We start from the raw sequence: 15,332 nt of genomic DNA on the forward strand, positions 1-15,332 counted from the left end.
GTAGTCGAAATTAGAGGTAGGACAGCCGTGGGACACACGGTGGTTAAGCTTTCTGAGGGTAAAGGTTCCGTCCTAGAAGACGATAAACTCTGCCTCCCTGTGACGGAAGAATCCCCCGCGTTTTAACCGGGGGAGTGTCAAGGTTAAATCGGCGGTATAAACCCATGACTTCTATTCACTTAAGTGGAATCTATATCTACCCGATTAAGTCAGCAGGCGGGATAGCGCTGGAAGAGGCTCAAGTGAGCGATCGCGGTTTACAATATGACAGACGCTGGATGCTAGTGGATGAGCAGGGTAAGTTTCTCACCCAGCGTCAATTTCCTTCCATGGCGCTGATTCAGGTGCGGTTCGGGGAGGGTGAGTTAGTCGTGGAAGCACCCAACCAGCCCAGCTTATCCGTTCCCCTAGACTATGAAAGTAACCATCGCCTCCGGGTGCAAGTTTGGAATGATATCTGTCCAGCGATACCATTAGATCAACAGTTCAGTCAGTGGTTTAGCGAGTTTCTCCACATTCCCTGTCAGTTAGTTTATATGCCAGAGGACTCCATCCGCCCGATTAATCCGAATTATGCTGATCCCGGCGAACCCGTCAGTTTTGCCGATGGATTTCCCTTTTTGCTGATTTCCCAAGCCTCGTTGCAAGACTTAAACCAACGGTTAGAACAGCCTGTTCCCATGAATCGATTCCGCCCCAATCTTGTCGTTTCTGGCTGTGAAGCATTTGCCGAAGACAGTTGGCGTCACATTCGCATCGGTTCAATTCCCTTTCGCGTGGTTAAACCTTGTTCTAGATGTACAATTACCACGGTGGATCAATCTCAGGGTATACGAGGTAAAGAACCTTTAGCGACACTGGCAAACTATCGCCTACGGAATGGGAAAATTTTTTTTGGGCAAAACGTGATTCAAGAACAGTTGGGAACACTGCGGATAGGGGATGAGGTTAAAATTAAGAATTTTGGTGCATGATTGTACTTAGTGCAACATTTAACCTCACTAAAGCGCTTAAACAGCAGCATTTAGAGTAAGTACAGCATCACCAGTAATGGTCTATTCGGGATAAAGCTTGTCACTTTTTATGCTACATCTTGAAGTACGAAGCCTGGGTCAATCTTAGAGAGCAATCCCCAATTTATTAATATTTGTTAAAATAAAGATAAAACCTTTGACAAACGAAGAAAAACGTTAATGTCTAGCGCTGAAACAATAACCCGCTCCCCTCAACAAGCCCCATCCTGGCAAATCAAGCTACTCTACGATGGTGAGTGTCCCTTGTGTCTACGAGAAGTTCACTTTCTCCAGCAACGGGATGCGGGTAGAGGATTAGTGGAATTTGTCGATATTGCCGATGAATCCTATAATCCTGAAGACCATGGCGGGATTGATTATGAAACGGCAATGGGACGCATTCATGGGATATTGCCAGATGGTAAGATCATCAAAGATATTGAAGTATTTCGTACTGTCTACGAGATTCTAGGGATGGGTTGGATTTATGCGCCAACTCGCCTACCTATCCTCAATATTTTAGCCAATCAGATTTATACTATATGGGCAAACTTACGCCTCAAACTGACAGGACGCCCCAGTCTAGCCACCTTAGTCGCCCAACGTCAACAACGTTTAGATTGCCCAGATGATCAAAAATGTCGCCTAGAACGTTAATCGAGAAATTATTTAGAGACGTGCCATGACACGTTTGTTATTGGCTAGGAGCGGGTTCTTTGTACTAGAATTTAGGACTGAATACTGACTTTATCGTCCAAGATAGTCGGTCGTTTCTCTTCCAGGCATAGTCTGCTAGGTTTGGAAAATTGATCCTCTGTTCCCTTTGAATATTTTGCAGTCCCGAAAAAACCTGAATCTACTCCTGCTACTGGTATGGATTGCTATTGGTGCGGCTTTGCGCTTCACTAATCTTACCCTGAAGTCCCCTTGGACAGATGAGTTTGCGACACTGGTGTTTAGCTTGGGCAATAGTTTTCAGGCTGTACCCCTAGATGAAGCGATTTCTTTAGAGACGCTGTTGCATCCTCTAAAACCTAACCCCGAAGCTGGCGTGGGAGTAGTTTGGCATCATCTGTTAACTGAGGATCACCATCCGCCACTTTATTTTATGCTCGCCCATGGGTGGATGCAGTTATTTCCCACTTCAGGAGAGTATATCTCACTTTGGGCAGCGCGATCGCTCCCGGCTTTTTTTGGTGTTCTCTCTATCCCAGCCATGTATGGATTAGGCTGGTTGGCGTTTCGTTCCCAGGTTGTGGCGCAATTCGCCGCCGCGATGATGGCGCTGTCTCCTTTTGGGATTTATTTGGCACAGGAAGCCCGTCATTATACGTTAGGTATTATTTGGGTCATTGCTTCCCTTTGTTGCTTAGTCGTGGCGGTACAGCATCTCAAACGCCGAACACCTTTACCCATTGGGGTGGTATTGGCTTGGGTTCTGGTGAATAGTTTCGGTATCGCTACCCACTATTTTTTTAGTTTGACCCTTTTTGCTCAAGGAATTGCCCTGATGGGATTGGGGTTGTGGCATTATCGTCTTAGGTGGAAACGAGGGATAGCAGAGGGAGCTGGGGGAGCTGGGGGAGCTGGGGGAGCAGAGGGAGCTGGGGGAGCTGGGGGAGCAGAGGGAGCAGAGGGAGCTGGGGGAGCTGGGGGAGCAGAAATTACATTTAAAGCTTATCCGAGTAGTATTGGGAATACTAGATTATCTAGTGGTAGGGAAACCTCCGGTGAGTCATACCTAGAGAAGACGTCAGCCCCAAAATCTTTAACGTGGTGGCGGATTTTGGCGGCGGCGATGGGAACAGGGGTTGGTGGTTTGGTGTGGATACCTGTGTTACAGGGAGGGTATGAACCCCAGATGGCGGATTGGATGATGCTGAACCGTGAAAGTTTGTTGAGTTGGATTAATCCGATTTTTCAGACGTTGGCGGCTTGGATTACGATGGTGTCGCTGTTACCTGTAGAATCGTCTTCCCTGGAAGTTGTCTTGGCGGCTGGGGTGGTAATGATGGGGTTCTTTATCGGGGTAATTCCCTTTGTCTATCGGGGGGGTAAAACCCTGGTAAGACAGGCACAAACGCGCTGGGAGACTGGGGTTTTAGTGGGGTTTGTCTTGAGTGCGATCGCGCTATTTTTTGCGATAACTTATATTCTAGGCAAAGACTTGACCCGAGGCGCACGATATCACTTTGTTTATTTTCCGGCTGTCATCCTCTTAGTCGCCGCCGCGTTAGCGGTGATATGGAAAACATCTCACAGGTTACCCAACCTTTCCCCTTGGCGAAACCGAGGTCAAATCGTCGTAGTGATGGTTGGAGTAATGGGACTATTGAGTGGGATTACGGTAGTCAATAACTTAGGCTATCAAAAATATTATCGTCCCGACCTTTTAGTACCGATTATTGAGCAAGCATCCCCTTCACCCGTTCTCATTGCGACTACCCATAATACCTTAGTGCAAACGGGGGAAATAATGGGAATTGCTTGGGAGTTGAGGAATCATAACTCATCTGCTATTAATAATCCTCAATTTCTCCTGGCTCATCAAGACCAATATCGCTGTCAAGGGTTAACCTGTCCCGCCTCAATAACTCTTAAACAAACACTCGCCCAAATGCCACGCCCTCTAGATATATGGCTAGTTAACTTTAAAGCAACGGTAGCCGATTTACCCAACTGTTATGCTGAAGATTCTTCTGAGTATCAGGTAGGGGTGGATGGTTATAATTATCAACTGTATCACTGCCTTGCCGATAATTATGAAGGTTCCTCAGCGTCAGAGTTGCCGTAATGTCCTTGTTTGGGATATTTCCCCCTGATCAATCCAGACGCGATCGCAACCTTCTGCTAAACTCAAGGAAAATGAAATTGCAATATGAATCGTCTCTACAATATTGCTTGTTTCGTTGCGCTGGTTCTCGCCGCTTGTTTATCCAATTTCAGTCAACTTAAGCCCTTAAGCCCTGGCGATTAGAAATCGCGGCTAAACAAACAAAGTCCGCCTACGCGGACTAAAGAAAAACCAGTGCATGACGGCAAAAGTTTTTAACCACCGGGCGTGCGAGTAGAGACGTAAGGCGTGGAACTATGGTGAGTGGGGGAGATTTTAGCTGCTCAATGATTACTGCCACGCTGCACTAAGGGTTATGAAACCCGCGCAGGCGGGTTTTGTTTGTGTAGCTGCGGTTTAAACCGCCCAATTAACCAATCACCAATCAATAATTTCAGTCGATTTAATCAGGTGCATTCCCGCATCAGCAAACCGTTGAAATGCAGCATCAGCTTGTCCAGTAAAATCCGCCCCCCCAGGAACCACAACCGGAGAAGTACAATCGTCCAGTAAATAAACCTTCTCGGCTAACTTAGGATCTCTGGCTTGAATTTCACCCAGCAAGTTATCAACTGTCCAAGCCACACAATGACTCTTTGCCTGACCAGCAATAATTAATCGGTCAAACTCTAACAATTTTTCCAGAAACGGTGTGTTCTTTTGGGCAATCGGTTGGTCATTCTGGTCGAAAAGAACGTCCGGCTGGAGAACCGAGTAATTTTCAGTCAGTGGATTACTACCTTTCATTTCAAAATGGGTCTGACTTTGGCGAGCAACATTATGAAATAAACAAACCTCTTCTACAGCAGAAACCAAAGCGTGACTAATTCCTCCCAGCATAGCATGGTAGGGCCAGATAATTAACGGATATTTACTATCACAATTGAGCGTCTTGGCATAATGCAGGGCATAATCTTGTAACCATTGATCATCACCCTGGCGAATCCGAGGGGCGACGGCTGGATTGATTTTCCACACACCTTTTTCTACATCGTCTATGGAGATATTCGTCATCGCGGGTGGATGTTCTCCAGCATCGTTAATCCAAAATATAGAATGAAAAATTTGCATAGCGGTATGGGTATCCATCGTCGCCGCAATTTCGGTGATGATTCCGAGATTGCGGTAGATAAATTCACACAGTCGCACATTGTCATCAATGGCTCCCGTACCCGATTGACCGCCGACAAATAATTCAAATTCGGGAATACAAAAGGTATTCTGAACATCGATTAGCAATAAACCAATCCGGGTTTCATCTTGATTGGCTGGCTTGAGATGATGCTGTTTTGCCCAAATTTTGGCTTGGTTGACACGCTCTTGATAGGGAACACGCCAGACTTCTCCAACTTTATTGGGTTTGAAATGGGAGGGGAGCGGAATTTGGGTATTAGTACTCATGATTAATCACGCTTATTCGCTAAAACTCCTAAAAACCATACTATTGGTTTTTTAATCACTCTCAAATTCTGCCTCAAGACTGAGATATTAAAGAGAGAATTACTGTTAACTTTTATAAGGCTTGACGATGCTCTCTATCGAGGAAGAATAGTTTATGAAAGCTGCCGCAATTAATCAGTATGGTGGAGCTGAAGTCTTCCAACTTATGGACTTGCCAACTCCACTCATCAAAACCGATGAGATATTGGTCAAAGTCCATGCTACTAGCGTTAATCCCATTGACTGGAAAACCAGACAGGGAATGTTGCAACTCTTAACTGGCTATCATTTTCCTATGGTTTTGGGATTTGATATTTCTGGGGAAGTTGTAGAAGTGGGAACGGCTGTGACTCGTTTTCAACCGGGAGACCAAATCTATGCCTGTCTGGATAATCTCACGGGTGGTGCTTATGCAGAGTATGCGGTTTTGTCGGCAAAAGCGGCTTGTCCAAAACCGGAAAAGCTCTGCCACAAAGAAGCGGCGGCTGTTCCCTTAGCCGGACTCACGGCGCTGCAAGCCTTGCGAGATCATGGAAAAATTAAGCAGGGATACAGTGTGCTGATTAACGGCGCATCGGGTGGTGTGGGTAGCTTTGCGGTACAAATTGCCAAGGCGTTTGAAACTCAGGTGACAGGGGTTTGTAGTGGCAAAAATAAGGAGTTTGTGAAAAATTTGGGCGCTGACCGAGTGATTGACTATACTCAGCAGGATTTTACTAAGGATACTGCCAAGTACGATATTATTTTCGATGTGGTCGGAAATAAATCCTTCTGGAGTTGCCAAAATTGTTTGCAACCTAACGGCGTCTATATCACCACTCACCCCTATCCGGTTAACTTCCTGGAGAGTTTTTTCACGGCTTTTCTTCCGGGAAAAAAAGCTAAAGTCGTGGTCATGAAATCCAATGGTTTGGATTTAAAGTCTCTCGAAGAACTGATTGACGCTCAGAAACTTCGCCCAGTCATTGCTCAAACCTATCCTCTCTCTGCTGTTGCTCAGGCGCATCAGGAGAGTGAAAAAGGTCATGTTGTTGGTAAGCTGGTGATTATGGTAGCGAGTTGAAAGTTTTGACCTTTCACGACCTTCTAAGGAACCGGTGCGTGAGGGTGTAGGGGCTCACTTTGACGACTATCGTTTCTTACCTCACAAAAGATGTGACTAAACCCGCCCTGACTAAGTGTTGGATGACTGGTGATAGGGGAAGAGGGAATATTTTCCTTTGTCTCCCAATACTACGAGGGATAAGCTCTAATTCCCTGCACCCTGAGAAGGGCGGGTTTAGTCAGGTTATGGGTTTTGTGCCAAAATGTTATCTATAAAACCCGCCGCTACACTTGTACACCCTGAGAAGGGCGGGTTTAGTCAGGTTAGTGGTTGGTGTCAAAATGTTAGCTGTAAAACCCGCCCCTACATGCCCATCTGTTTAATTTTTTAGCGATTGTTAATCTTTGCTTAACTATACTGGGCTATAACAGAAAAAAACTTCGACTCTAGTAGCATTGCAGGAGATAGTCCTTGAGTAGTCTAGGCAAGAAGCGATTAGAAACCTTATGGGCTATCCGTCGATATTGCGAAAGACATCCTTATCTGCAATCATCGTAGGCACCTAGCGTGCCATATCAGCGCTTCAGCGCTTACTACAAACTTTCTAAGACAACTTAGTGAGTAACCCTAAAAAGCGTTTTGTATTGGGTGTCAGCAGCGTGCGCCGATACGCATCAGCCGCTTTCTTAATTCCTTCCGCTTGGGTTGGATAAGGATGAATCGCACCACTGAGCTTACTCAACCCGACATTTCCCACAATCGCCGTTGTCACTTCACTAATCATCTCTCCTGCATGAGGAGCCACGATTGTCGCCCCCAAAATTTTATCTGAACCTTTCTGATGATGAATTTTGACAAATCCGTCCTCTTCCCCATCCGCGATCGCACGATCTACCGTATTAAATGGTATCTTAATCGTATTCACATTAATTCCCTTGGCTTGGGCTTCATGTTCATACATGCCAACATGGGCAATTTCAGGGTCAGTATAAGTTACCCAAGGCATAACTAAATCACTGAGTTTAGAGCGCCCTAAACCAAAAGGAGAAAATAAGGTATTTTTAATCACAATTCGCGCCGCTGCATCCGCTGCATGGGTGAATTTCCATTTCATACAAATGTCACCGGCGGCATAAATATTGCGATTGGTTGTTTGTAGATAATCATTGACTTTTATCCCTTTGCTATGGTAATCTACGCCAACAGCATCTAAATTTAACCCTTCTACATTTGGCGCACGCCCTGCACCCACTAAAATTTCATCAACAATCGTGGACTCATCCTGACCATTACAGGTATAGTGCAGTAACTTTCCCTCATCCATCTTGACTGCCCGTTTCATCTGACAATCTAAGACTAAGCGAATGCCTTCCTTTTCAAACTTATGCTGCACAATTTCTGCGGCATCAGTATCTTCTTTATTTAAAATGTGAGAATGGCGATGGAAAAGAATCACCTCACAGCCTAAACGACGGAATGCCTGCGCCAATTCACACCCAATTGGTCCCCCACCAATGACTGCAAGGCGTTTAGGGCGTTCGGTTAAAGAAAAGACAGTTTCATTGGTCAGAAATCCTGCCTCTTCTATGCCCTCAATGGGTGGTCGTACAGCCCTAGCCCCCGTCGTAATCACGGCTTTTTTAAACCGCAGAATTTTATCCCCAACGGCAATTGTATTGGAACTTTGAAACGACCCTTCTCCTAAGAAAACATCAATATTATAGGTTTGTTTAAATCGTTTGGCTGAATCATGATGACTAATTCGGGCTCGTAGCTTCCGCATCCGTGCCATGACTGCTGGAAAATCAATATCAATGTGTTCAGGAGGACGAATCCCAAATTCTTCAGCTTGTCGCATTTGGGCGACAACACGGGATGAGCGAATAAGACATTTAGATGGCACACATCCGACATTTAAGCAATCCCCACCCATAAGATGGCGTTCAATTAAGGCAACTTTTAAACCAATATCCATCCCAGCCGCACCGGCGGCGGTGACTAATCCCGCCGTTCCTGCACCAATTACGACGAGATCATAACGCTCAGCGGGTTTTGGATTAACCCAATCGGGTGGATGCACATGGGAAACCAATTGCTGGTTATATTCATCCATTGGGGGGACAATTACTCTCTCAGATGCTGATGTCATCAGTTACTCCTTAATTAATAGTGATTGGAGATTAGGAAAACGGTGATTTTTTTATTCTCTCACTTTGGTCGGGGCGGGTTTAGTTACATCTGGGTGGCAATAAAAAGATAGTGGTGAAACCCGCCCCTACACACTCAAAACTTTAGTTACTTAGGGGTGACAAAAAAAGATAGTTGTAAAACCCGCCCCTACTTATTGGAAACGCTTTCATTTAGAACAGGATCATCCGAGACTTTTTCATCTAAGGCTTTCCTGGCAACTTTAGTAACATATAAGGTTACAGCGACAGTGGCGATAAATCCAATAATCCGAATCGTCCATTGTACCGCCGGATTAGTGGGTTGTGCTTCTGTCCCCACCATTGCCAGACTACCCGCCAAAGAACCAATATAAACATACATAATGGTTCCAGGAATCATACCAACAGAACCCAAAAAGTAGTCTTTCAACGAAACCCCCGTTAACCCATAAGCGTAGTTTAATAGGTTAAAGGGAAACACAGGCGACAATCGGGTTAAAAGAACAATTTTAAATCCTTCCCCACCCACCGCCTCGTCAATCGCTTTAAATTTTTTGTTCCCAGCAATTTTCTGCGCTACCCAACCCCTCGCCAAATACCGCCCCACGAGGAAGGCGGCGGTTGCTCCCAGGGTGGCGCCAATGAAAACATAAATAGAACCTAAAACGACGCCAAAGACAACACCCGCACCTAGGGTGAGGATGGAACCCGGTAGGAATGCTACCGTGGCAATAATATAGAGTATGATAAACGCGATCGCACCAACCGAACCCAGGTCTTGAATCCATTGCAAGGCGTTGCGTAACCAGGCTTGGGGATTGAATCCTGAACCCATTACTGGTTCCTGGGCGCAGGCGGGATCTGTGGCAATAAGTAATGTTGTACCAACCGCCAGTAGCGTGAATACCGCTAACTTCAATAGCTTTCTCAGGTTTCGGGGACGGAATTGGCGTTTCATCCGCTTGTCTCTCCTCAGTTTACCTCTTCTGGTTCATGCGCCACTGTAGGTGCATCGTTATCATCATCCTATGCTGATACTCTGAGAATTCCCTGAAAATAGACGAAATGAATGATGAATAATTAATTATAAATCTGAATTGCCTATAGTCTATTCCCTGTTCCCTAAAGAAATATTTGACTAAATGACCAATGACAAATAACAAATGACGAAAAACATGAATTTTGATATCAATCTATTTACACCCGTTCAAGTGGGCGCTTATGAATTGCCCAATCGCATGGTTATGGCGCCCTTAACCCGGATGCGTGCAGGTGAGGGAAACGTACCCAGAGAAATAAATGCCACCTATTATGCCCAGCGTACCTCTGCAGGATTAATTATTTCTGAAGCTACTCAAGTGTCCCAGCAGGGATACGGATACGCTTATAGCCCAGGAATCCACTCACCCGAACAAGTGGAAGGCTGGAAGTTAGTTACTCAGGCGGTGCATGAGAGTGGGGGACGTATGTTCTTACAACTGTGGCACGTCGGGCGCATTTCCCACCCCTCAATGCAGCCTAATGGTGAGCTTCCCGTTGCACCGAGTGCGATCGCGCCTGAAGGAATGGCGAGTACCTATACTGGCGAGCAACCCTTTGTCACCCCTCGTGCTTTGGAAACCGAGGAAATTCCCACAATTGTGGAACAATATCGCCAAGGAGCAAAAAATGCTTTAGCGGCTGGATTTGATGGGGTGGAAATTCACGGTGCTAACGGTTATTTGCTCGATCAATTCCTCCATGATGGGTCAAATAAGCGCACGGATCAATATGGCGGATCAATTGAAAATCGCGCTCGTTTACTCATGGAAGTTACCGAAGCTGTAGTCAGGGTTTGGGGTGCGGATAAAGTGGGGATTCGCCTCTCGCCTGGTGGAACGTTTAACAATATGTCTGACTCCAACCCAGAAGCCTTGTTTAACTATGTGATTTCCCAACTCAATCCCTTTAATTTAGCCTATCTCCACATCATTGAACCGAGAATCCAAGGGAATGAGACGGTTGAAGATGAGGGTAAGGGATTAGGAGTGCGTCATTTTCGTCCTATTTACAACGGAACCTTAATTACAGCAGGTGGTTATACCCGCGAGACGGGAAACGCTGTGCTCAAGGAAGGAGAGGCGGATTTAGTGGCGTATGGTAGGCTGTTTATTGCCAATCCTGACTTGCCCAAGCGGTTTGAGGTGAATGCTCCCCTGAACGCCTATAACCGCTCTACCTTTTATGGAGGTGACAAGCATGGATATACTGATTATCCGTTCTTAGAGGAGTCTCGGCAAGCCAGTTAATCAAGAGCGCGATCGCATTGGGGTAATCAGACGCGCCATGGCGCGTCTCTACATTGCTCCCCCTGCTCCCCCTGCTTCCCTATTTCTTGGAGCAGTAACAAAGGCGCGATCGTGTTCGGCTTTCTGCAAGTCTCAAGCCTAAGCCAGACTTCTATACTTGGAATAGAGAGTACAGAAATCTTTACAATAATAGCTATGGCTCCCAATCCCAAAATAATGAATAGCGTCGAGCAGCTTGGCTATCGTGTCACCGTGGGTGATGTAGCCGCTAAGGCGGGATTAAATATCAATTTAGCCGAACGAGGATTACTGGCGCTAGCATCCGATGCAGGTGGACATTTGCAAGTCGCCGAGTCAGGTGAAATTGCCTACCTGTTTCCCAAGAACTTTCGGACAATCCTGCGAAACAAATTCATCCGGTTGCGATTGCAGGAATGGTGGGCAAAAACTTGGCGTGTTCTATTCTACCTGATTCGGATTTCCTTCGGGCTTCTACTCTTATTCTCAATTGTCCTAATTTTTCTCGCCATTTCGATTATCTTCATCAGTATAAGTTCCAACAGTGATAGTGATTCGGGTGGTGGCGGTAACGGTGGTTCTAATCGAGGCGGTGGCATGATTTTTATGCCTCACTTCTGGATTGGGCCCGATATGTTTTGGTTTTTTGACCCGGGTTACGAACGCCATCGGCAACGGCGCACCTCCTGGAATTCTAATCAAAGTCAGCATAAGAATTTTCTGGAGGCAATTTTCTCGTTTCTGTTTGGTGATGGTAATCCCAATGCCGATTTAGAAGAACGTCGTTGGCAAGAAATCGGCACAGTGATTCGCAATTCAGGCGGTGCCGTTACAGCGGAACAGATTGCTCCTTATCTTGATGATATTGGCACAGGATATCAACGGGAGTATGAAGACTATATGTTACCCGTTCTCAGCCGTTTCAATGGGCGTCCGGAAGTCAGTCCCGATGGAGAGATTATCTATCACTTCCCCGACTTACAGACAACAGCGCAACAGCAGCATCCTCAGCCTGTTTCATCTTACCTACAAGAACAGCCTTGGCGCTTTAGTGCTGCCACGAGTGGGCAAATTATGCTGGCAATTGGTTTAGGGGGAGTGAATATTATCGGTGCTTTTATGCTGGGTTCTCTGTTAAGAGGCGAAATTGCTGCCGAGATAGGAGGATTGGTTGCTTTTGTCGCGTCAATTTACTGGTTTTTACTGGGTTACGGGATTGGGTTTTTAGCGATTCCTCTGATTCGTTATTTCTGGATTCAACAGAAAAATAGTAAAACCGCCGCCCGGAATCAGAAACGACAGCAGGAAGCATTAGCACTGGCTCAACCTGATGCCGATTTACAGAAAAAGCTGGCGTATGCTCAGCAGTTTGCGGCGCAAAATGTAATTGGGCAAGAGGATTTGGTGTATACCAGTGAACAGGATTTACTGGATCAAAATTTGCAACGCAAAGACCAAATTGATGCGGAGTGGCAACGTCGTTTAGATTCAGGTTCTTAGGTAGATAGAGCGGGTTTTGTTGTGTACTTATAGCACGACGAGGATACGTTAGGACATCAGTTAATCCCAACAGGGAACAGGGAACTACACAGACAGAGCCCAGACTTCTCCTACGAAGTCGGGGTTCTTGCTTGAGGCTCAAGAAAAATGTACCATTGCTTCCCCTGCTCCCTACCCCCACCACAAGACTTATTCAGCAGCCCCCAATTATTTAACCCAGCCTTGAATTTCCGTTGAAGTGAGTCCCCGTTCTAATTTGGCGCATTCTTGTTTGGTGGCGTCTAAGATATGTTGCATCGTCACGGGTTTGCCAAAGATGGCGTCAGCTTCATCAAATAGGAGAATCGCCCCACCGGTTTCAGCGGCGTCAAAGATACGGCGTAGATTTTTCTCGGTTTCACCGATATATTTACTAATTACTGCAGATAGGTCTATGGGATATAAATCTAAGCGTAAGGCATTTGCCAAAACTTCCGCCGCCATGGTTTTCCCTGTACCACTTTGTCCGGCAAATAGGGCGCTGATACCCAAACCCCGATTACTTTTCTGGGCAAATCCCCATTCGGTATAAACTTTAACCCGTTGGCGCACCTGATTCACCATATCTTTGAGGAGTTTAAGTTCGGGTTCAGGTAAAACAAAATCATCCCAAGTGGCGGTAGGTTCTAAGCGTTGGGCTAAATCTTCTAAACGGGGGCGGGATTGGATGCGACAGATATCCCAGAGGTGGGAGGTGAGGGGTGAAGGTTGGGGTTGGGTGTCAGGGGGGGTTTTTTTACGCCCTTTGGCTTTGGGTTGGTTTTCCAGTTGGGCGATATCAGAATGGAAGGCGATGCAGGCGGTTTGGATATCGGTGTGGGTGAGGTTGAATTGGGCGACGATGGCGGGGATTTCCCCATTGAGTTGGGAGGCGGTTTCGCCTAGGTGGGTGTGCCAGAGGTGGAGTTGTTCGAGATGGGTGAGGGCGGGGATATCGTAGGTAATAAAGGGGCGTTGGGCAGAGGGGAGGCGTTGGGGGGTACTGATAATTAGGGGGGTAGTAATGTCTTTGAGGAAGTGGCAGAGTGCCTCCATAAGGGGGATATGGCTGGTGTTGAATTCCTGGCAATCTAGGAAGAGGATACTTTGGGTGAGGATAGCATCGCGGTGCCAACGGCGGATGAGGTGAGAGACTTCCGGGAGAGAGGTGGGGAGGCGATGGGCTTCGAGGCGTTTGAGGGGGCGATTGAGCAGGGAGGCGACGGTGGTGATAATGGCAGAGGCGGCGCTGGGGGTAGTATTACACAGTTGGATGATGGGCAATGGTTGTAGAGACGTTGCATGCAACGTCTCTACAGATGGAAGGCGAGGGGCAGTAATGGGGGATTCAACACCCGCCGCGACGGTGGATTCCCCTAGAGTATTAGGATTAGTCTGCCATAACTGGGCGATGCGATCGGCGATTTGTTGATGAGACGGTTGCAGCGTCGCCGGAATCGGCGTGTCTACGGGTTGAATCAAATGCATCAACTGGGTGTCTTGATAGGGTTGACCCAAAAGATACAGCAAAATACTATTATCCAGTTGCAGGGGGCTGAGGGGAAGCGGCACAGAGGATTCGGTATTCACCAGTTGCCAATACTGTAGGGGGGCGGAAAGGGAAAGGGCATTCATCGCATCATCGCCACCAAAGGAGACAGCGGGATTGCCAAACAGGTGCAGGGCGAGGTTAAAGGTGGGATAGGGGTACTGGGGGCTACCTTGGGCTTCGATGCAGAGTTGGGGAAAGTAGGGAATTAAGGCAGAAGCGGCGCATAAAAGTAGGGTGTTGCGTTCAAAGGGGGTGAGGTGGAAGGTGGTGCACAGGTGGGTGAGGGCGAGGGGTGACAAGCAGCTCAAAAGCTTGACAGACAAAGCATTTTCCCCCTCAAGCTTCAAAAAGATGAGAGCTTATTGACAGGTTTATTGAGAATAAAAAGGTAAATGAGAATGATAATCACAGAGAGTAAGTACCAGCTCGCCTACCGAAATGGAGCGGCTTTATAGCAGTACGCTCTTGCGTAGTTACAGTACAAAGGTTCTAATTTGCTTTGAATAAAGTCTTCATTTCTAATGTATAAATACACGCCTAGCACAGCGCTATAGTAAATTTATACTACATTCCCAGAAAGTATTATTCCGTAATAAGCAAGAGCTCTCACCCTCCCAAAAATCTTTGATATCGCAAAGAATTAAGGCAATAGAAAATATTGCGCCTGAGAGCCTTTCAACTTTTGGGCTGGTGGGAACTTCAGCCGAAAGTACTTTGTAAACTTTTCCAAAAACTTTACAAATAATGGGTGTGTTTTGTGGTAAAAAAGAGCGGTCTAGCTATGTTAAAGTAAACCGCTCAATCAATAATGTTACCACAATTCTATCACAGTTGTCTTAAGAATTATTTAAGTGAGTCTCAACTCCTTACCCTGGAAATTTTACTTTGGCTGCTTCAAGCACATAAAGAAGTCAAGATTGAGAGATTAGCCGCGCTATTTCCTGTACCCATCCTCTATCAAAGTAGAAGAAAACATCTGCAAAGGTTTTTAGTTCTTCCCAATCTTAGTCTACCATTAATTTGGTTTCCGATACTTAAATATATATTAAGAACTCAAGTTCCTCTCGGAAGTCGTGTTATTCTAGCTATAGATAGAACTCAATGGGACAGCAATAACTTATTAATGGTTGCTGTGATTTGGAAAAAACGTTCCTTCCCAGTATATTGGCAATTTTTGGATAAAGCGGGCAGTAGCAATATATCCGAACAAATAGCAGTTATTCGTCCAGTCTTAAAATTGCTTTCCCGTTATCAAGTTGTTATCATCGGAGATCGGGAATTCCGCAGCGTTGAACTAGCCTACTGGCTGAAGACAAAGAAGGTATTTTTTGCATTGCGGATCAAGCAAGATACTTATATCCGTCAATCAGAAGGAAACTATCAACAGCTAAGTGAGTTGGGTTTAACTCCGGGGATGAAGTTATTTCATTCGGGAGTTAATTATACAAAGAAAAAGG

10 protein-coding genes and 1 pseudogene are annotated in these 15,332 nt (G+C 46.1%); 7 read left to right on the forward strand and 4 right to left on the reverse strand.

Going from position 1 to position 15,332, the window contains the following annotated elements:
- Positions 1 to 164: 164 nt before the first annotated feature.
- The 3 genes from RID09_RS00005 to RID09_RS00015 all read left to right on the forward strand — a co-directional run bounded on the left by RID09_RS00005 (position 165) and on the right by RID09_RS00015 (position 3,807).
- The gene (locus tag RID09_RS00005) at positions 165 to 974 is read left to right on the forward strand and encodes an MOSC domain-containing protein (RefSeq protein ID WP_446333907.1); all 810 of its coding nucleotides are present in this window, start codon (positions 165 to 167) and stop codon (positions 972 to 974) included.
- 219 nt (positions 975 to 1,193) lie between these two features.
- Positions 1,194 to 1,670 carry a thiol-disulfide oxidoreductase DCC family protein gene (locus tag RID09_RS00010; RefSeq protein WP_446333908.1) on the forward strand — a complete coding sequence of 159 codons (477 nt, stop codon included), beginning with the start codon at positions 1,194 to 1,196 and terminating at the stop codon, positions 1,668 to 1,670.
- A gap of 175 nt (positions 1,671 to 1,845) precedes the next feature.
- Positions 1,846 to 3,807: a glycosyltransferase family 39 protein gene (locus RID09_RS00015; protein WP_446333909.1), complete on the forward strand. Its 1,962-nt coding sequence runs from the start codon at positions 1,846 to 1,848 to the stop codon at positions 3,805 to 3,807.
- A gap of 417 nt (positions 3,808 to 4,224) precedes the next feature.
- Here RID09_RS00015 and RID09_RS00020 read toward each other — a convergent pair whose 3' ends face one another.
- The gene (locus RID09_RS00020) at positions 4,225 to 5,247 is read right to left on the reverse strand and encodes an isochorismatase (protein WP_446333910.1); all 1,023 of its coding nucleotides are present in this window, start codon (positions 5,245 to 5,247) and stop codon (positions 4,225 to 4,227) included.
- A 154-nt stretch (positions 5,248 to 5,401) separates the two neighbouring features.
- Here RID09_RS00020 and RID09_RS00025 point away from each other — a divergent pair, with 154 nt between their 5' ends.
- Positions 5,402 to 6,349 carry an NAD(P)-dependent alcohol dehydrogenase gene (locus RID09_RS00025; RefSeq protein WP_446333911.1) on the forward strand — a complete coding sequence of 316 codons (948 nt, stop codon included), beginning with the start codon at positions 5,402 to 5,404 and terminating at the stop codon, positions 6,347 to 6,349.
- 586 nt (positions 6,350 to 6,935) lie between these two features.
- Here RID09_RS00025 and RID09_RS00030 read toward each other — a convergent pair.
- Complete coding sequence (locus tag RID09_RS00030) at positions 6,936 to 8,480, reverse strand: mercuric reductase (protein ID WP_446333912.1); 1,545 nt, start codon at positions 8,478 to 8,480, stop codon at positions 6,936 to 6,938.
- A 188-nt stretch (positions 8,481 to 8,668) separates the two neighbouring features.
- The gene (locus RID09_RS00035) at positions 8,669 to 9,457 is read right to left on the reverse strand and encodes a TVP38/TMEM64 family protein (protein WP_446333913.1); all 789 of its coding nucleotides are present in this window, start codon (positions 9,455 to 9,457) and stop codon (positions 8,669 to 8,671) included.
- Positions 9,458 to 9,674: 217 nt separating this feature from the next.
- On the opposite strand from RID09_RS00035, the gene RID09_RS00040 reads away from it, so the two are divergent.
- Together RID09_RS00040 and RID09_RS00045 are read left to right on the forward strand one after the other, a co-directional pair.
- The gene (locus tag RID09_RS00040) at positions 9,675 to 10,787 is read left to right on the forward strand and encodes an alkene reductase (RefSeq protein WP_446333916.1); all 1,113 of its coding nucleotides are present in this window, start codon (positions 9,675 to 9,677) and stop codon (positions 10,785 to 10,787) included.
- Between the two features lie 195 nt (positions 10,788 to 10,982).
- A complete protein-coding gene (locus tag RID09_RS00045; protein WP_446333914.1) occupies positions 10,983 to 12,305 on the forward strand; it encodes a hypothetical protein in 1,323 nt (440 codons plus the stop codon).
- A 207-nt stretch (positions 12,306 to 12,512) separates the two neighbouring features.
- On the opposite strand, the gene RID09_RS00050 is transcribed toward RID09_RS00045, so the two are convergent.
- Positions 12,513 to 14,198: an ATP-binding protein gene (locus tag RID09_RS00050; RefSeq protein ID WP_446333915.1), complete on the reverse strand. Its 1,686-nt coding sequence runs from the start codon at positions 14,196 to 14,198 to the stop codon at positions 12,513 to 12,515.
- Between the two features lie 485 nt (positions 14,199 to 14,683).
- Between RID09_RS00050 and RID09_RS00055 the strand changes: the two are divergent.
- A pseudogene (locus RID09_RS00055) lies at positions 14,684 to 15,332 on the forward strand (IS4 family transposase); the annotation flags it as partial.

The organism is Coleofasciculus sp. G1-WW12-02, assembly GCF_040219735.1.
GTDB lineage: Bacteria > Cyanobacteriota > Cyanobacteriia > Cyanobacteriales > Coleofasciculaceae > Coleofasciculus.